Source organism: Ralstonia flaminis (assembly GCF_958415495.1).
In the GTDB taxonomy this organism is placed as follows: Bacteria; Pseudomonadota; Gammaproteobacteria; order Burkholderiales; family Burkholderiaceae; genus Ralstonia; species Ralstonia flaminis.
Genome location: NZ_CATZLL010000004.1, coordinates 220,123 through 237,159, shown reverse-complemented (window position 1 = coordinate 237,159; position 17,037 = coordinate 220,123). Strand labels below are relative to the sequence as shown.

Here is a 17,037-nt window from a genome sequence, read left to right as displayed (position 1 = left end):
TGTTGGGGCGGTTACAGCACGTCGGACGCGTGATCTGCGAGTCGGGAACGCTCACCCCGTGCCAGCGTAATGTGACCGCTGTGGCTCCAGCCCTTGAAGCGATCCACCACGTAGGTCAGACCGGACGAGCCTTCCGTCAGGTACGGCGTATCGATCTGCGCGATGTTCCCCAGGCAGATGATCTTGGTGCCCGGACCCGCACGCGTCACCAGCGTCTTCATCTGCTTGGGCGTCAGGTTCTGCGCCTCGTCGATGATGAGGAACTTGTTGACGAAAGTGCGGCCGCGCATGAAGTTCATGCTCTTGACCTTGATACGCGAGCGGATCAGTTCCTGCGTGGCGGCGCGGCCCCATTCGCCGGCGTTGTCGTCCGATTTTTGCAGGACTTCGAGGTTGTCGTCGAAGGCGCCCATCCATGGCTGCATCTTTTCTTCTTCCGTGCCGGGCAGGAAGCCGATGTCTTCACCTACAGGCACCGTGGCGCGCGTGATGATGATCTCGTTGTAGAGCTTCTGGTCCAGCACCTGCTCAAGGCCCGCCGCCAGCGCCAGCAGCGTCTTGCCCGTGCCGGCTTGGCCGAGCAGCGAAACGAAATCCACCTCCGGATGCATCAGCAGGTTCAGCGCGAAGTTCTGCTCGCGGTTACGTGCGGTCACACCCCAGACGTTGTTCTTCTGGTGCGTGTAGTCCTTGAGCGTTTGTAGCACGGCGGTTTTGCCGTTCAACTCCTTGACCTGCGCGTACAGCGGCAGGCTGCCGTCATTCGGCTCCAGGAAGACAAACTGATTGACCAGGAACGACGGCACCAGCGGACCCGACAGGCGATAGAACGTGGTGCCGGTCTTCGGGTCCTGCCAGCTCTCGATGTTCTTGCCGTGCTTCTGCCAGAAATCGGCGGGCAGCGCCATCACACCGCTGTAGAGCAGGTCGGTGTCTTCCAGCACGCGGTCGTTGAAATAATCCTCTGCCGGCAGACCGAGAGCGCGCGCCTTGATCCGCATGTTGATATCTTTCGACACCAGCACGACATTGCGATCCGGACGTTGCTGCTGCAGCGCGGCCACCACGCCCAGAATCTGGTTGTCAGCCTTGCCCTGTGGCAGACCGTCGGGCAGCTTGATGTCGTTCAGGCGCGTCTGGAAGAACAGGCGGCCTTGCGCATCACGGTTGCCGAGTTTTTCGAGCGGCAGCCCCTCGTCCATCACGCCGTCGGTGCCGGCAACCAACTGGTCGAGCGTGCGGCTGACCGTGCGGGCGTTACGCGCGACTTCGCTCATGCCCTTCTTGTGGTTGTCCAACTCCTCCAACGTCATCATCGGCAGATAGACGTCGTGTTCTTCAAAGCGGAAGAGGGACGACGGATCGTGCATCAGCACGTTGGTGTCGAGCACGAACAGCTTGGTCGGACCCTCGTCGCGACGGGCACGGCGGCGGGCAGCGGTTTCGGTCGACTTGTCCGTGGTGGACACCTTGTCGACGGTCTTGGCGACGACGGTCGGGCGCTGACGGGCGTCTTCCTTGGCCATCGGCGAAGCTTCGCCCGAACGGGCGCGGGCCGCGCCGCGCTTGGGTTGTGCACGGCCGGTTTCGGACAGCGCCTCGCGCTCGAGCGCGGGCACCGGTTTTCGAGGTTCCTGACCCGCCTTGGGCTTTCCGGCTTTGCCGAAAGGCTTGAATTCAGCCGGGTCTAGCAATTGGGCTGGCTGGGTGGGCATGGTCGGCAGCGGCATGCTTAGATTACCTCTCTGGAGGGAACAACGACGAAACACCGCACCCGCTCATGGCAGGACGGTGCTGATGGAAAACGCTGAGGGATTGGGGCGCACGTCGCACAGACGACGGCCACAAAAAAGCCGCCATGACCTGCGAGAGGTGGGGCGGCCTAGGTGAGCACCACGAGCGCCACAGCAAGTTGCACGATTCGGACGTTCTGCCCAGCCTTGCTGCTGGGGAAAACGCCGATGCGGTATCAGGCCAACTTGGCCGCCGGTACCGTCGTGGGCAATCGGAATGGCATCCGGATTTCGTACTCATCGGTTCCGACTGTATCGGAAGCTTTTGCGATTTGCAATCTGTCACATGTGACGTGTGGTGTCGCGTTGCGGCGGCGCGAAACTGGCACAAAAGCAAGCGCCGGCGTACCCTGCGCGGCGCTTTCGTGCCTCATGGGTGACACATGCGATTACAGCGCGCGCACCGCCGCCAGAACGTCATCCACATGGTTGGGCACCTTTACGCCGCGCCATTCTTTGCGCAACACGCCTTTGGCATCGATCAGGAAGGTGCTGCGTTCGATACCTCGCACGTCCTTGCCGTACATCTTCTTCATCTTGATGGTGTCGAAGAGATTGCAGACGGCTTCGTCGGTGTCGGAGATCAGCTCGAAGGGCATCTCCAGCTTGGCCTTAAAGTTCTCGTGCGATTTCAGGCTGTCGCGCGAAATGCCGAAGACCACGGCGCCGGCGGCCTCAAAGGCGTCGTACTGGTCGCGGAAATTCATCGCCTCGGTGGTGCAGCCGGGCGTGTTGTCTTTCGGATAAAAATAGAGCACGACGATCTTGCCATGCTGCGACGCCGGCGAGAACGTGATGCCGCTGGTGGCCGGCGCGGAGAAATCGGGAAGAGGCTTGTCGAGAGAGACGGGCATGGTGTGTTCCGGAAAACCGCGGGGGAGAGACGGGAAACTCGTGGACGGGCAATGCTGAAATACGACGCCCGCCGCTGAACCGGAGCCCCGAGGAATCAGGCCGGCTGAACGATCAGGCTGCCGCTGCGACCGGCAACTTCGCCCCACGTGACGGGCTGCACGGGCAGAGTGCTGCGATCCAGCGTCGCATAGTAGTCGCCCATCGATGCCAGCCGATGGCCTTGCGCACGCCAGCCCTGCAGCAACCTGCGGAAGATCGGGGCGAGTTTCTGCCCTTCAAGCTCCGCATGCAAGGTAAACACTTGGTCGCGATCAGATTCGGTCATCTTCAGGATGTGCCGGGCGACGGTTTCTGTCGTCAGATCATCCACACCGATGAGCTCATCCAGCGTCGGGAGTGTGGTCGGCAGCTGCACGTGGTTCAGCGTGTGGCCGTCGATGCTCGGGATGTACGGATGCGTGCCACGGCCGTCCGAGGCGTAGGCCATGCCCCAGGCATCGATCTGGCGGAAGGCATGGTCGTTCATCTGCCAGCCGGCGGCGCCGTGCGTGACGGGGGCGTGACCGAAAATCTCGGCAAAGCGCTTGTGCGAGGCGCCCATCTGACGGGCTGTCCAGGCAGCATCGCGCAGGCGGACGTTGTCTTGCCAGAGCACGTGATCCCACGTGTGGATGCCGGTCTCGAAGCCTGCCTCGGCAATGGCGCGCATTTCGGCAGCGGCTCTGCGGCCGATGTCGGGGCCGGGCAACAGCACGCCGTACATGAGCGTGCGCAGGCCGTAGTGCTCGACCACGGACGTGCGGGAAACCTTCTTCAGAAAACCGGGGCGGAACGCCCGGCGCAGCGCCCAGCCGGTGTGATCCGGGCCGAGGCTGAAGAGGAAGGTCGCGCCTGCCTCGTGCTCACGCAACATGCGCGAGAGATTGGGCACGCCTTCGCGGGTGCCGCGCAGGGTGTCGACGTCGATTTTGAGGACGATGAGGGCCATGAACCTGCGCGGGGTGTTGCTTACTTGTTGCCGTTGCCTTCTTCAACCAGGCTGCGGGCGTCGGCCACGTGCATGCGATACGCCTCGAAGATATTCGCCAGGGCGTCTTGCATCGTGGTGGTCGGCTTCCAGCCCAGTTCGTCCATGGTATTGGCGATCTTCGGTACGCGGTTTTGCACGTCCTGGTAGCCGTTGCCGTAGTAGGCGCCGGAGGTCGTTTCCACCAGCTGAACTTGCTTGGCGGTGTCTTTGTACTCGTCGATCTTGGCGGCTTGCTCCAGCATCATGTTGGCCAGCTCGCGCACCGAATAGTTGTTCGACGGGTTGCCGATGTTGTAGATCTTGCCCGAGGCAACGCCATCCTTGTTGGCGATGATGCGCACCAGTGCGTCGATGCCGTCATCGATGTACGTGAAGGCGCGCTTCTGGCTGCCGCCGTCGACGAGCTTGATGTTCTCACCGCGCACGATGTGGCCGAGGAACTGCGTAACAACGCGCGACGAACCTTCCTTCGGGGTGTAGATCGAGTCCAGGCCCGGGCCGATCCAGTTGAACGGGCGGAACAGCGTGAAGTTCAGGCCTTCCATGCCGTAGCCCCAGATCACGCGGTCCATCAGCTGCTTCGAGCAGGCATAGATCCAACGCGGCTTGTTGATCGGGCCGTAGATCAGCGGCGAGGCTTCCGGATCGAATTCCGCATCGCTGCACATGCCGTAGACCTCGGAGGTCGACGGGAACACCAGGTGCTTCTTGTACTTGGCAGCCGAGCGAACGATCGGCAGGTTGGCTTCAAAGTCCAGCTCGAACACGCGCAACGGGTCCTTGACGTACGTCGACGGCGTGGCGATGGCCACCAGCGGCAGGATCACGTCGCACTTCTTCACGTGATACTCGACCCACTCCTTGTTGATGGTGATGTCACCCTCGAAGAAGTGCATGCGCGGGTGGTTGACCAGATCGCCCAGACGCTCGGTCTGCATGTCCATGCCATAGACCTCCCAGTCGGTGGTCTCCAGGATGCGCTTGGACAGATGGTGGCCGATGAAGCCGTTGACGCCGAGAATCAGTACTTTTTTCATGAAGGCAAACTCAAGATCAGGAGGTGGCGAGCTGGTTGGCGAGCTGCTGCGCGGTCACGACGGACGTACCGCTGGCGGCGTTGGGCTCGACACGCCAGAGCTCGTGGATGGCGATGGCTCCCCCATCGCCGCACACGCCGAACATCGCATTATCCACGACGTGCAAGCCCGGGGGCAAATTCGTGACGGTTTGATGTGCCAGACGGGCACGCGCGACGATGTAACGCTCGCTACCGACATCGGTAAAAGCGCCGGGGTAGGGCGGTGCCACGGCACGGATCAGGTTGTAGACCTGCTGGGCCGGCTTGGACCAGTCGACGCGGCCGTCTTCGGGCTTGCGGCCACCGAAATAGCTGCCGTTGGCCAGCACGTTCGGGTGCTGTGGAATCTGCCCGGCAATCATTGCGGGCAATGCGCGCCACAAGGTTTGTTCGGCGGCCACGGTGGCCTTTTCGAACACTTCGTGTGACGTGTCGTCCGGCAGGATCGGCACGATAGTCTGGTCGACGATGTAGCCGGCATCCGGCTTTTCGACCATCTCGTGCAGGGTGGCGCCGGTTTCGGTCTCGCCGTGCAGGACGGCCCAGTTAATAGGCACGCGGCCACGGTACTTTGGCAGGAGCGACCCGTGCATGTTGAACGCGCCAAACTTGGCAAGGCTCAACAGCGACATCGGGATCATGTGCCGGTAGTAGAACGAAAAGATGAAATCCGGCGCGATGGCGGCGATGCGGGCGCGCAGATCTTCACCGTTCGCGTTTTCTGGCGTGATGAAGGGGATACCCAGTTCCTGTGCTGTGGCGCGCACGCTGCCAAACCAGATGTTCTCAGCGGCGTTGTCTTCATGTGTGACGACAAGTTCGACCTGGATACCGCGCGCCGCCAGCACGCGCAGGCAGCGCACGCCGACGTTGTGATACGCGAAGACGACGGCGCGGCGTGTCATGCAACACCCCGCTGCGAGTTGCCGGCTTTCAGGTCCGCCGGCCCGGCTTCATGCAGGTGAGGGGTGTCTTCCAGTACGCCCTGCACCAGATAGCGCGGGCGCTCGCGCACCTGCTGATAGATGCGGCCGATGTACTCGCCCAAGAGGCCGATGCCGAACAGCAGCACGCCCATCAGGAAGAATGTGATGGCGAACAGCGTAAATACGCCCTGGACTTCTGCACCCAGCAGGAATCGGCGGACTACCAGCAGGATGAACAGTACTGCCGAGGCCAGCGACAGCAGCATGCCGATCGCGGAGAACCACTGCAGCGGCACCACCGAGAAGCCAGTCACCAGATCGAAGTTCAGGCGCACCAGCTTGTACAGCGAGTACTTCGATTCGCCCGCGAAGCGCTCTTCGTGGTCGACTTCGATTTCAGTCGGGTTCTTGCTGAAGGTGTAGGCCAGCGCTGGGATGAAGGTGTTGACTTCGCGGCAGCGGTTGATGGTGTCAACGATGGTCCGGTTGTAGGCGCGCAGCATGCAGCCCTGGTCGGTCATCTTGATGTGCGTGATGCGCTCGCGCAGCGAGTTCATGGCGCGCGACGCGGTACGGCGGAACCACGAGTCCTGGCGGACGCGGCGGATGGTGCCGACGTAGTCGTAGCCTTCGTCGAGCTTTTCAACCAGGCGGCCGATCTCTTCGGGCGGGTTCTGCAGGTCGGCATCGAGCGTGATGACGCGCTCGCCGCGCGCATGCTCAAAGCCGGCCAAGATGGCCATGTGCTGGCCGTAGTTGCCATTGAACAGCACGACGCGGGTGCTGTCCGGGCGGGCGCGGAACTGCTCGGCCAACATGGCGGCGGAGCGGTCCCGGCTGCCATCATTGACGAACACGACTTCGTACGAGATGCCCAACGCATCGAGAGCGGGATACAGGCGCGCAAACAGCGCGGCGAGCCCGTCTTCTTCGTTGTAGACAGGAATGACGACCGAGAGAGCGGGTGTCTTCATTATTGGTATTGGGCGCAAAGTTGGCGGACCGCGTTGGCTACGCGATCCACGTCAGAATCTTCCATGCCGGCAAACATCGGCAGCGTGACGATAGCGCGGCCGATGCGTTCTGCCACCGGGAACATACCCGGCTTCCAGCCGAGTTCGCGATAGAGCTTGAACAGATGGATGGGCGGGTAATGCACGCCCGCGCCGATGCCCAGCGCCTTGAGGCCCGCCATGAAGCCTGCGCGATCGACCTTCAGGCGATCCAGTGGCAGCACGATCTGGAACATGTGCCAGTTGGTGTGCGTGAAGTTTTCCACCGGCAATTCGACGCCAAACGATTCGATGTCAGCCGCGCGCATGGCGGCAAAGTAGCGGCGTGCGAGCGCGGCGCGGCGTGCGGTCACCGCTTCAAGCTGTGCAAACTGGCCCAGGCCGATGGCGGCGTTCACATCGGTCAGGTTGAATTTGCCGCCCACCAAGTCGACTTCCATGCCGTCAAAGCCAGTGCGCACGACGCCTTGCAGGCGGTACTTCTCGGCCAGCACAGCTTCTTCAGGCGTGTTGAGCACGAGCGCGCCACCTTCGATGGTGGTGATGTTCTTGTTGGCCTGGAAGCTGAAGCTGACCAGATCGCCAATTTCGCCGATGCGCTTGTCGCCCCAGCGCGAGCCGATGGCCTGCGCTGCGTCTTCCACCACGCGTAGCTTGTGGCGGCGGGCGATATCGTACAGGCGGTCCATGTCGACAGGCAGGCCGGACAGGTAGACCGGGATGATCGCTTTCGTACGCGGCGTGATGGCGGCTTCGACCTTGTCGAGATCGATATTGCGCGTGACCGGGTCGATATCGACGAAGACCGGCTTGGCGCCGACCGTCAGCACGACGTTGGACGTGGCGACCCACGAGATCGGCGTGGTGATGACCTCATCGCCGGGGCCGATGCCTGCGATGCGCAGCGCGACTTCCATCGTGGCCGTGCCGTTGGCGAACGTGCGCACGATGCGGCCGCCGAAGTATTCCGACAGTGCGGCTTCGAACGCGGCAACCTTGGGGCCCGAGGTAATCCAGCCCGAGCGCAGCACATCGGCCACCGCGGCGATGGTCGCCTCATCAATGGTCGGGCGCACGAAGGGCAGGAACGGCAGTTCGGCAGTGGCGTTGGTTTGCGTCATGACGATGGCTTGAATAAGGAGGTGGGCAGGGTGGGCTCAAGCGTCGCTTAGGAGCGAGCCAGCACGAATACGCCGATGAGGATGATGCCGATACCGATCAGCCGCTGAATCGACAGCACTTCGCCAAACAGATACCACGCCAGGAAGGCATTGACCACGTAGCCTAGCGAGAGCATTGGATACGCAATGGTCACATCCACGCGCGACAGCCCGAGGATCCATACCACCACGGAAATCACGTAGCACGACAGGCCGCCGATGATGGGCAACTGCGTTGCAAGCTTGATGCCGATTGGCACGATGTTCTCGGCCGAAAACGCAAAGCGGCCGATATTGTTGACGCCCGCCTTGAGCAATAGCTGGGCGCAGGCATTGAGCATGACGCCTGTCAGGATCAGCCCGAAAGTGACCAGATTCATGTGTTCTTTTGATGTTTTACCAACAGCGTCGGTTTCCCCGCGACTCTGCCGCCGGGGCGCATGTTACGACAATTCCGCTTGCACGCCCCTTTCGAAGGGGGCCGAACAAAGACAAGCGGGTAGCACCTAGTTGCGCCGCACGATCACGCGGCGGGCATCGCGGGCAATCACAATCATCGGCACACCCTGGGCCACCAGCCGGTCATATGTACCCGGCCCCATCATGGCGACAGCCTGGCCGCCTTCCTTCCAGCGGGCCACGAAGGCCTCGGTGGTCGGGATCCACTTGGTGGGTTCCTGCTCGATGCCGAAAGCCAACTCATCGGGCTGCTGCACCATCGTGGTTGGCGTGCCAAGGTAAAACGGCATTGTATGGTCCAGCCGCTCCACCGCATAGAACGGTACGCCGGGCTTCAACCATGGTTTGACGGCCGGCACGAGATCGATACCCGACATCGAGCGCCCGAACGACTCGTGGCCGAGCAGGGCGGCCGTAAACGTCAGGAACCACGCGCAGGCGAACGCGACGAGGCTCTCAAAGCGCTTGTCCGCACGGCGCAGTGCCAGCCACGTGAACACCGCACCCGCGGCGAAGGCCGCTGCCAGGAACATCGCAAAGCGCGAGAACACCGCATTGGGGTACATGTCCGACGACATCGTCGCCACATAGCCGCTCGCCGCCAGACCGACCACGGCCAGGGCCAGGAAGGCCTTGAGCTGCCAGCGCCAAGCGCGCTCGCTGGTGTTCTCCAGCACCAACGCAGCCAGAACCGCCAGCGCCGGGATGATCGGGAAGATATAGCCCGGCAGCTTCGAGTCGGAAATGCTGAAAAACGCGAAGATCAGGATGGCCCACAAGCCGAGCATGAGCGTTGGCCGGAAGCCATTGGCGGCAGTCTCACTGCGGGCGAAGGAGAGGCGTGCCGCGCCCGGCAGTTGTGCGAGCCACGGCAGGAAGCCCGCCAGCAGCAGCGGCACGAAATACCAAAGCGGCGCGTTGCGGTTGTGCACGGTCGACGTGAAGCGCTGGAAGTGCTCGTGTACGAAGAAGAACCACGCAAACTCCGGGTTGCGCGCAGAAATCAGCACGAACCACGGTGCACCCACGGCAAAGAAGACGATTAGCCCCGTCACCAGGTGCAGTCGTTTCCACAATGCCCAGTCACGTGCGACGAGCGTGTAGACCACCAGTACGAAGCCCGGCAGCACCACGCCGATCAGGCCTTTGCTCAATACGGCCAGCGCCATCGACGCCCAGCAGACCCACATCCAGTTGCGTTGCTGGCTGCGTGTGGCATCCGGATACTGTGCCAGCAGCAGCGCCGCCAGGGCCATCGTCATGCAGCCGGCCACGCCCATGTCGAGCGAATTGAAATGTGCGCCCACGTTCCACATCGGCGCGCTCACCAGGACCAGCCCGGTGATGACGGCGGTTCGCTTGCCCCACCAGCGCGCTGCGGCCAGCATCGTGAAAACGAGGCCGGCGATGCCCGACAACGCCGTGAACAGCCGCGCCTGCCAGTCACCGACGCCGAACAGCGTGTAGGCGAGCGCCGTGCCCCACATCTGTAGCGGGGGCTTCTCGAAATACTTCAGGGCGTTATAGCGGATGGTCACCCAGTCGCCCGTGGTGAACATCTCGCGGGCGATCTCGGCGTAGCGGCCTTCGTCGGTAGGGATCAGGTGGCGGTAGCCCAACGTGCCCAGCCAGACGGCCAGAAAGGCAGCGGCCAGCAGCCACAGGGAGGCGTTGCGCCAGGGCAGGGCGGGCGCGTTGGCAGAGCGGTCGATCGGCATGCAGTCAGGCGCGTTCGATCAGCAATGCGGCCGCCGCTTTGCGGCCTTCCAGCATCAGGATGTTGTAGGTGCGCCCGGCGGCCTGCAGGTCCATTGCTTCCACGCCGATGCGCTTCTCGGTGAGCGGGGCGGTCAGGCGCGGGTGCGGAAAGCGCAGCTTGTTGCCGGTGCCGAATACGACCACCTCCGCCCCCAGCTCCAGCAGGCGGGCGAAGTGCTCGGGCGTGAGGTCTTCAAAGCGCGCGACATCCCACGGCACGACTGCGCCTTCGGGCATGACGAGCACCGAATGCTCGTAGCGTACCTTGTTGATTTCGATATAGCCGTCGCCATAGGCCGTGACGGTATTCAGAATGGTGGACGGATCAGAAGAATGGAGCTTCAAGGCGGAATCCCATCAGGCGCGAAGGCTGCGGCACACGCAGCAGCGGGGGCGCTAGGTTTCAGACTTCCGGGCGATCTCGCTGCGTTGCAAAAATGCCCGCCGAAGTCTGTCATAATGGGCTAAATTATATCTTTTTCTCTCCTTTGCCCGCCGCGCCACAAGCGACGTCCGGCAAGGAAGAGCGCAGCGCTTGCCGCGCAAGTGGCGCCATCCCCGCCGCCTTGCTGCATTACAAAATCATCCGCAATCCAAGCCCGCTCGACATCGCCCGTGAAAACGATCCAGAAATCCGCCAAGCTCAATAACGTCTGCTATGACATTCGCGGCCCCGTGCTCGAGAAGGCCAAGCAGATGGAAGAAGACGGCCACAAGATCATCAAGCTGAACATCGGCAACTTGGCCCCGTTCGGTTTCGATGCCCCGGAAGAGATTCAGCTGGACATGATCCGCAACCTGCCGAACTCGGCCGGCTACTCGGATTCCAAGGGCATCTTTGCGGCGCGCAAGGCGGTGATGCACTACACGCAAGAGCAGGGCATCAAGAACGTCACGCTGGATGACATCTATCTGGGCAACGGTGCGTCGGAGTTGATTTCGCTGGCCACCAACGCGCTGCTCGACCAAGGCGACGAGCTGCTGCTGCCGGCGCCCGACTACCCGCTGTGGACCGCCGTGACCAGCCTCTCGGGCGGCACGCCGGTGCATTACTACTGCGATGAGTCCAACGGCTGGATGCCGGACCTGGACGACATCCGCGCCAAGATCACGCCCAACACCAAGGGCATCGTCGTCATCAACCCGAACAACCCGACCGGCGCGCTGTACTCCGACGACTTGCTGCGCGGCATCATTGCCATTGCGCGCGAGCACGGCCTGGTGATCTTCGCCGATGAGGTGTACGACAAGGTCTTGTTTGACGACAACAAGCACACGGCGCTGGGCTCGCTGTCGGAAGACGTTCTCACCATTACGTTCAACAGCCTGTCGAAGAGCTATCGCTCCTGCGGCTACCGCGCTGGCTGGATGGTGGTCTCGGGCGACAAGCGCCCGGCCAAGGACTACATCGAAGGCCTGAACATGCTGTCGTCGATGCGCCTGTGCGCCAACGTGCCGGGCCAGTGGGCGATCCAGACCGCGCTGGGTGGCTATCAGAGCATTAAAGACCTGGTGGCGCCGGGCGGCCGCATGCGTCGTCAGCGTGACCTAGCGCACGAACTGATCACCGCGATTCCGGGTGTGACCTGCGTGAAGCCCAAGGCTGCGCTGTACATGTTCCCGCGCCTCGATCCGGCTGTGTACCCGATCGAGGACGATCAGCAATTCATCCGCCAGTTGCTGGAAGAGGAGCGTGTGCTGCTGGTGCAGGGCACCGGCTTCAACTGGCACTCGCCGGACCACTTCCGCATTGTCTTCTTGCCGCACGAAGACGATCTTCGCGAAGCGATTGGCCGAATTTCACGCTTCCTGGAGCGGTACCGTCAGCGTCACGGTACTGGCATCCGGGCCGCATAGACTCGGTCTTCCGCCAGACATGTTGTGAGCGGGGCAGACCGAAGTGTCTGCCCTGTCCGTTTTTTGCCTCTCAGTTTCAACGATACGTCCCATGAATCCCATCAAGATCGGCCTGCTCGGGCTCGGTACCGTCGGTGGCGGTACGCTCAAGGTTCTGCAACGGAACCAGGAAGAAATCCGTCGTCGCGCGGGTCGCGGCATTGAAGTCGCCATGATTGCCGTGCGCAACGTCGAAAAGGCGCGCGCCATCGTGCAGGAAGCCGGTGCGACCGTGCCGGTGGTCAACGACCCATTTGCCGTGGTGGATTCGCCCGAGATCGATATCGTGGTGGAACTGATCGGCGGCTATGACCTGACGCGCGAACTGGTGCTGCGCGCCATTGCCAATGGCAAGCACGTCGTCACCGCCAACAAGGCGCTGCTGGCGCTGCATGGCAACGAAATCTTCAAGGCCGCGCAGGACAAAGGCGTGATGGTGGCGTTCGAGGCCGCAGTGGCCGGCGGCATCCCCATCATCAAGGCACTGCGCGAGGGCCTGACGGCCAACCGCATCGAGTGGATCGCCGGCATCATCAACGGCACCACGAACTTCATCCTCTCGGAGATGCGCGACAAGGGCCTGGACTTCGACACGGTGCTCAAGGAAGCCCAGCGCCTGGGCTATGCCGAAGCCGATCCGACGTTCGACATCGAAGGCTTTGACGCCGCGCACAAGCTCACGCTCATGAGCGCCATCGCCTTTGGCGTGCCGGTGCAGTTCGAGCGCGCGTACGTGGAAGGCATCACGAAGCTGGAAGCCGTCGACATCCGCTATGCGGAGGAACTCGGCTACCGCATCAAGCTGCTGGGCCTGACGCGCCGCACCGATGCTGGTATCGAGCTGCGCGTGCACCCGACGTTGGTACCGGCCAAGCGCCTGATCGCCAACGTGGAAGGCGCGATGAACGCCGTGGTCGTCAACGGTGACGCCGTGGGCCCGACGCTGTACTACGGCAAGGGCGCCGGCGCTGAGCCGACCGCTTCGGCCGTCGTCGCCGACCTAGTGGACGTGACGCGCCTGCACACCGCTGACCCGGAACACCGTGTGCCGCACCTGGCGTTCCAGCCGGATGCATTGTCCGACACGCCGGTGCTGCCGATCGACGAGGTGCGTTCGAGCTACTACCTGCGCATTCGCGTGGCCGATCAAACGGGTGTGCTGGCCGATATCACGCAGATCCTGGCCAAGACCGGTATCTCGATCGACGCCATGCTGCAGAAGGAATCGCGTGAGGGTGAGCCGCAGCCGCAGACCGACATCATCATGTTGACGCACACGGCCGTCGAGAAACACGTGAACGGTGCCATTGCCGCCATCGAAGCGCTGCCGACCGTGCTGTCGAAGGTCAAGCGCATTCGCATGGAAGAACTGAACTGAGGCCATGAGCATGCAATACCGATCGACCCGCGGCCACGCAGAGCCGCAGAGCTTCTCTCGCATCCTGCTGGGCGGCTTGGCGCCGGACGGCGGCCTGTACCTGCCCGAGCAGTATCCGCAAGTCAGTGCAGATGAACTGACCCGCTGGCGCGACCTGCCGTATGCGGATCTCGCGTTCGAGATTCTGCGCAAGTTCGCTACCGACATCCCCGAAGACGACCTGCGCGTGCTGGTCCGCCGCACGTACACGCCTGAGGTTTACTGCAACACGCGCCAGGGCGACAACGCGGCCGACATCACGCCGCTGCACACGCTGGGTGAGGAAGGCGGCACGCAACTGTCGCTGCTGTGCCTGTCCAACGGCCCGACCCTGGCCTTCAAGGACATGGCGATGCAGCTGCTGGGCAACCTGTTCGAATACGCGCTCGACCGCGAACACGCCGAGCTGAACATCCTGGGCGCCACCTCTGGCGACACCGGCAGCGCGGCCGAGTACGCCATGCGCGGCAAGCGCGGCGTGCGTGTGTTCATGCTGAGTCCGCACCGCAAGATGAGCGCGTTCCAGACCGCGCAGATGTTCAGCCTGCAAGACGCGAACATCTTCAACATCGCCATTGAGGGTGTGTTTGACGATGCGCAGGACATCGTCAAGGCCGTGTCCAACGACCACGAGTACAAGGCCCGCCAGAAGATCGGCACGGTCAATTCGATCAACTGGGCGCGTGTCGTTGCCCAGGTCGTCTACTACTTCAAGGGCTATCTGCTGGCCGCCCCGAAGATTGGCGACAAGGTGTCGTTCTGCGTGCCGTCGGGCAACTTCGGCAACGTCTGCGCGGGCCACATCGCGCGCATGATGGGCCTGCCGATCGACAAGCTGGTGGTGGCCACCAACGAGAACGACGTGCTCGACGAGTTCTTCCGCACCGGAACGTACCGCGTGCGCTCGGCCGCGCAGACTTACCACACGTCCAGCCCGAGCATGGACATCAGCAAGGCCTCGAACTTCGAGCGCTTCGTGTTCGACCTGCTGGGCCGTGACCCGGCGCGTCTCGCGCAGCTCTTCCGGGACGTGGACGAGAAGGGCGGTTTCTCGATGACCGGCAAGCCGGAGTTTGACCGCATCGCCGAGTTCGGCTTCGTCTCGGGCCGTAGCTCACACGAAGACCGCGTCAACACGATCCGTGACGTCTTTGCCACCTACGGCACGATGATCGACACCCACACCGCCGACGGCGTGAAGGTGGCGCGCGAGAACCTGACGCCGGGTGTGCCGATGGTGGTGCTGGAAACGGCGTTGCCGGCCAAGTTTGGCGACACCATCCGCGAAGCGCTGGACCGTGAGCCGGAGCGCCCGGCAGGCTACGCTGATATCGAATCGCTGCCGCAGCGTTTCGAAGTCATGCCTGCCGATGCCGACCGCATCAAGAGCTACATCGCCCAGCACACCGGTCTGTAAAGGCATGGCAGGCGTGCCGGATGACGTGGCCGAGGCAGCGTTCACACGTTGCCTGCACGACATCCGTGCCTGCCGCGCGTGCAAGGGCGCGCTCGCGCACGAGCCGCGCCCCGTTGTCCTGGCTGACCGCCGTGCCCGCGTGCTGATCGTCGGGCAGGCGCCTGGGCGCATCGTCCACGAAACCGGCATCCCCTGGAACGACCGCTCGGGGGATCGCCTGCGCCAGTGGCTGCAAATCCCGTACGACGATTTCTACGCCGACAGGCGCATCGCCGTGGTGCCGATGGGCTTCTGCTTTCCCGGCACCGGCGCGAACGGCGATCTGCCGCCGCGCCCAGAGTGCGCCCCCAAATGGCATCGCCCTTTGCTGACTGCGATGCCCGAGGTCAAGCTCGCGCTACTGGTCGGGACCTACGCGCAGCGTTACTACCTCGATGGTCCGCGCGACTGGTCGCTCACCGATGTGGTCCGCAATGGGCCTGTGACGGACGGGGAGGGCCGCGTGCTGTTTCCGCTGCCGCACCCGAGCCCGCGCAATCTTGCCTGGTTCAAGCACAACCCGTGGTTCGACGCGCACATCGTGCCGGCGCTGCGGATTGCGCTGGCTGACGCATTCGCGTGATACGCCTGGGCTGATGCATGGCATCGGCCTGGAACCGATACAATCGAAATCTCCCTTTCGAATTCGTTTTCCCATTTCCGCATGTCCGCCAACGATGCTCCCGCCGTCAAACCGTCCTTGCTGACGCTCGAAGCGGCGCTGTCGCAACTGCTTGCGGCCGCCCGCGTTCTACATGACACCGAAACCGTGCCAACGCTGCACGCCAATGGCCGCATCCTCGCGCAAGCTGTACACAGTAGCCTGAATGTACCGTCGGCGGACAATACGTCGATGGATGGCTACGCCGTGCGCGCGGCCGACATCACCGCGCCGGGCACCTGCCTGAAGGTGGCGCAGCGCATTCCTGCGGGCCACGTCGGTCAGCCGCTGAATGCGGGCGAGGCGGCCCGCATCTTTACCGGCGCGTTGATTCCGCCGGGCGCCGATGCGGTGGTCATGCAGGAGCAATGCAAGGCTGATCCGGACACGGGCACCGTCGTCATTGACCACGTGCCGGAATCCGGCGAGTGGATTCGCCGCGCCGGTGAGGATATTGCCGACGGCGCAGAAATCCTGCCGCGCGGCACACGCCTCGGTGCGCAGCAACTGGGCCTGGCCGCTTCTGTCGGTTGTGCCAACCTGCAGGTGGTGCGCCGCCCGCGTGTGGCTGTGTTCTTTACGGGCGATGAACTTGCCATGCCCGGCGAGCCGCTCAAGCTCGGCGCCATCTACAACTCCAATCGCTTCACGCTGCGCGCGCTGCTCGAAAACCTTGGCTGCGACATCACCGATTTCGGCATCGTGCCCGACACGCTGCAGGCCACGCGCGACACGCTGCGCGAAGCCGCCGAGGGGCACGACCTGATCATCACGTCCGGCGGCGTGTCGGTGGGCGAGGAAGACCACATCAAGCCCGCCGTGGAAGCTGAAGGGCGCCTGAACATGTGGCAGATCGCCATCAAGCCGGGCAAGCCGCTGGCCTTTGGCGAGGTGCGCCGCCCCGAAGGCATGGTCGGCGGGCCGACCGCGTTCTTTCTGGGCCTGCCAGGCAACCCGGTGTCTAGCTTCGTGACCTTCCTGCTGTTTGTGCGGCCGTTCATCCTGCACCTGCAAGGCGTGACGGATATTGCCCCGAAACGTATCCCGATGCGTGCGGACTTTGCGTTACCGAAGGGCGATCGCCGCAACGAGTTCCTGCGTGCGCGCATCAACGCCAATGGCGGGCTCGACCTGTTCCCGAATCAAAGTTCGGGTGTGCTGACCTCCACGGTGTGGGGCGATGGCCTGATCGACAACCCGCCCAACCAGCCGATCGCGCAGGGCGACGTGGTGAGCTTCCTGCCGTTCGCAGGTCTGGTGTAAGGAGCGATGGCCATGCAGATCGAGCTTCGTTTCTTTGCCAGCGTGCGTGAACAACTGGGGACCTCGCATGAGGCGGTGACCGTGCCAGACACCTTGCGCACAGCGGGCGATGTGCGCCACTGGTTGATGGCGCGTGGTCCGGTGTGGGCCGATGTCTTGGCTGAGGGCCGCGCCCTGCGCATGGCGGTGGACCACCAGATCGTGCCTGCCGATACCGCGATTCACGAAGGCTGCGAAGTCGCATTCTTCCCGCCCGTCACTGGCGGCTGAGC

General features: G+C 63.1%; 17 protein-coding genes. 7 read left to right on the top strand and 10 right to left on the bottom strand.

Translation table 11 applies throughout. The features are described 5' to 3' along the window. Positions 1–11: 11 nt before the first annotated feature. From R2N11_RS07975 to R2N11_RS07930, 10 genes are all read right to left on the bottom strand, one after another. Complete coding sequence (locus R2N11_RS07975; RefSeq protein ID WP_316680748.1) at positions 12–1,730, bottom strand: PhoH family protein; 1,719 nt, start codon at positions 1,728–1,730, stop codon at positions 12–14. Between the two features lie 452 nt (positions 1,731–2,182). After that, complete coding sequence (locus tag R2N11_RS07970) at positions 2,183–2,647, bottom strand: peroxiredoxin (protein ID WP_199027512.1); 465 nt, start codon at positions 2,645–2,647, stop codon at positions 2,183–2,185. A 95-nt stretch (positions 2,648–2,742) separates the two neighbouring features. Further along, entirely contained in the window at positions 2,743–3,636 is an 894-nt protein-coding gene (locus R2N11_RS07965; protein WP_199027514.1) for a 4-deoxy-4-formamido-L-arabinose-phosphoundecaprenol deformylase, read from the bottom strand. A 20-nt stretch (positions 3,637–3,656) separates the two neighbouring features. Continuing rightward, positions 3,657–4,715 carry a bifunctional UDP-4-keto-pentose/UDP-xylose synthase gene (locus R2N11_RS07960; RefSeq protein ID WP_199027516.1) on the bottom strand — a complete coding sequence of 353 codons (1,059 nt, stop codon included), beginning with the start codon at positions 4,713–4,715 and terminating at the stop codon, positions 3,657–3,659. A gap of 16 nt (positions 4,716–4,731) precedes the next feature. Further along, positions 4,732–5,661, bottom strand: coding sequence for a formyltransferase (locus R2N11_RS07955; protein ID WP_316680747.1), 930 nt, complete (start codon positions 5,659–5,661; stop codon positions 4,732–4,734). Beyond that, positions 5,658–6,656 (bottom strand): glycosyltransferase, encoded by a 999-nt coding sequence (locus R2N11_RS07950; protein WP_199027520.1) that lies wholly within the window; start codon positions 6,654–6,656, stop codon positions 5,658–5,660. The genes R2N11_RS07955 and R2N11_RS07950 overlap by 4 nt, the downstream gene beginning before the upstream one ends. Beyond that, positions 6,656–7,816, bottom strand: a complete 1,161-nt coding sequence (locus tag R2N11_RS07945; protein WP_199027522.1) for a DegT/DnrJ/EryC1/StrS family aminotransferase — start codon at positions 7,814–7,816, stop codon at positions 6,656–6,658. The genes R2N11_RS07950 and R2N11_RS07945 overlap by 1 nt, the downstream gene beginning before the upstream one ends. Positions 7,817–7,863: 47 nt before the next feature. Next, positions 7,864–8,235: an EamA family transporter gene (locus R2N11_RS07940; protein ID WP_316680746.1), complete on the bottom strand. Its 372-nt coding sequence runs from the start codon at positions 8,233–8,235 to the stop codon at positions 7,864–7,866. A 126-nt stretch (positions 8,236–8,361) separates the two neighbouring features. Further along, on the bottom strand, positions 8,362–10,032 hold the full coding sequence (locus tag R2N11_RS07935; RefSeq protein ID WP_316680745.1) for a glycosyltransferase family 39 protein: 1,671 nt from the start codon (positions 10,030–10,032) through the stop codon (positions 8,362–8,364). A 4-nt stretch (positions 10,033–10,036) separates the two neighbouring features. Then, positions 10,037–10,417, bottom strand: coding sequence for an Mth938-like domain-containing protein (locus R2N11_RS07930; protein ID WP_199027528.1), 381 nt, complete (start codon positions 10,415–10,417; stop codon positions 10,037–10,039). A 92-nt stretch (positions 10,418–10,509) separates the two neighbouring features. Between R2N11_RS07930 and R2N11_RS07925 the strand changes: the two genes are divergently transcribed. From R2N11_RS07925 to moaD, 7 genes are all read left to right on the top strand, one after another. Next, positions 10,510–10,722, top strand: a complete 213-nt coding sequence (locus R2N11_RS07925; protein WP_199027530.1) for a hypothetical protein — start codon at positions 10,510–10,512, stop codon at positions 10,720–10,722. Continuing rightward, the gene (locus tag R2N11_RS07920) at positions 10,688–11,929 is read left to right on the top strand and encodes a pyridoxal phosphate-dependent aminotransferase (RefSeq protein ID WP_031329206.1); all 1,242 of its coding nucleotides are present in this window, start codon (positions 10,688–10,690) and stop codon (positions 11,927–11,929) included. The genes R2N11_RS07925 and R2N11_RS07920 overlap by 35 nt, the downstream gene beginning before the upstream one ends. A gap of 91 nt (positions 11,930–12,020) precedes the next feature. Next, positions 12,021–13,346, top strand: coding sequence for a homoserine dehydrogenase (locus tag R2N11_RS07915; RefSeq protein ID WP_199027532.1), 1,326 nt, complete (start codon positions 12,021–12,023; stop codon positions 13,344–13,346). A gap of 10 nt (positions 13,347–13,356) precedes the next feature. Beyond that, positions 13,357–14,802 (top strand): threonine synthase, encoded by a 1,446-nt coding sequence (thrC, locus tag R2N11_RS07910; RefSeq protein WP_316680744.1) that lies wholly within the window; start codon positions 13,357–13,359, stop codon positions 14,800–14,802. A 4-nt stretch (positions 14,803–14,806) separates the two neighbouring features. Further along, positions 14,807–15,424: a uracil-DNA glycosylase family protein gene (locus R2N11_RS07905; protein ID WP_316680743.1), complete on the top strand. Its 618-nt coding sequence runs from the start codon at positions 14,807–14,809 to the stop codon at positions 15,422–15,424. 81 nt (positions 15,425–15,505) lie between these two features. Next, positions 15,506–16,765: a molybdopterin molybdotransferase MoeA gene (locus R2N11_RS07900; RefSeq protein WP_316680742.1), complete on the top strand. Its 1,260-nt coding sequence runs from the start codon at positions 15,506–15,508 to the stop codon at positions 16,763–16,765. A gap of 12 nt (positions 16,766–16,777) precedes the next feature. Then, positions 16,778–17,035 carry a molybdopterin converting factor subunit 1 gene (moaD, locus tag R2N11_RS07895; protein WP_199027540.1) on the top strand — a complete coding sequence of 86 codons (258 nt, stop codon included), beginning with the start codon at positions 16,778–16,780 and terminating at the stop codon, positions 17,033–17,035. Positions 17,036–17,037 lie beyond the last annotated feature (2 nt).

Coding starts and splice junctions, on each gene's coding strand:
- R2N11_RS07945 (WP_199027522.1), bottom strand. CDS start 7,816: ATGACGCAAACCAACGCCACTGCCGAACTGCCGTTCCTGCCCTTCGTG.
- R2N11_RS07925 (WP_199027530.1), top strand. CDS start 10,510: ATGCCCGCCGAAGTCTGTCATAATGGGCTAAATTATATCTTTTTCTCT.
- R2N11_RS07900 (WP_316680742.1), top strand. CDS start 15,506: ATGTCCGCCAACGATGCTCCCGCCGTCAAACCGTCCTTGCTGACGCTC.
- R2N11_RS07960 (WP_199027516.1), bottom strand. CDS start 4,715: ATGAAAAAAGTACTGATTCTCGGCGTCAACGGCTTCATCGGCCACCAT.
- R2N11_RS07950 (WP_199027520.1), bottom strand. CDS start 6,656: ATGAAGACACCCGCTCTCTCGGTCGTCATTCCTGTCTACAACGAAGAA.
- R2N11_RS07970 (WP_199027512.1), bottom strand. CDS start 2,647: ATGCCCGTCTCTCTCGACAAGCCTCTTCCCGATTTCTCCGCGCCGGCC.
- R2N11_RS07935 (WP_316680745.1), bottom strand. CDS start 10,032: ATGCCGATCGACCGCTCTGCCAACGCGCCCGCCCTGCCCTGGCGCAAC.
- R2N11_RS07975 (WP_316680748.1), bottom strand. CDS start 1,730: ATGCCGCTGCCGACCATGCCCACCCAGCCAGCCCAATTGCTAGACCCG.
- R2N11_RS07940 (WP_316680746.1), bottom strand. CDS start 8,235: ATGAATCTGGTCACTTTCGGGCTGATCCTGACAGGCGTCATGCTCAAT.
- thrC (WP_316680744.1), top strand. CDS start 13,357: ATGCAATACCGATCGACCCGCGGCCACGCAGAGCCGCAGAGCTTCTCT.
- R2N11_RS07965 (WP_199027514.1), bottom strand. CDS start 3,636: ATGGCCCTCATCGTCCTCAAAATCGACGTCGACACCCTGCGCGGCACC.
- R2N11_RS07915 (WP_199027532.1), top strand. CDS start 12,021: ATGAATCCCATCAAGATCGGCCTGCTCGGGCTCGGTACCGTCGGTGGC.
- moaD (WP_199027540.1), top strand. CDS start 16,778: ATGCAGATCGAGCTTCGTTTCTTTGCCAGCGTGCGTGAACAACTGGGG.
- R2N11_RS07905 (WP_316680743.1), top strand. CDS start 14,807: ATGGCAGGCGTGCCGGATGACGTGGCCGAGGCAGCGTTCACACGTTGC.
- R2N11_RS07955 (WP_316680747.1), bottom strand. CDS start 5,661: ATGACACGCCGCGCCGTCGTCTTCGCGTATCACAACGTCGGCGTGCGC.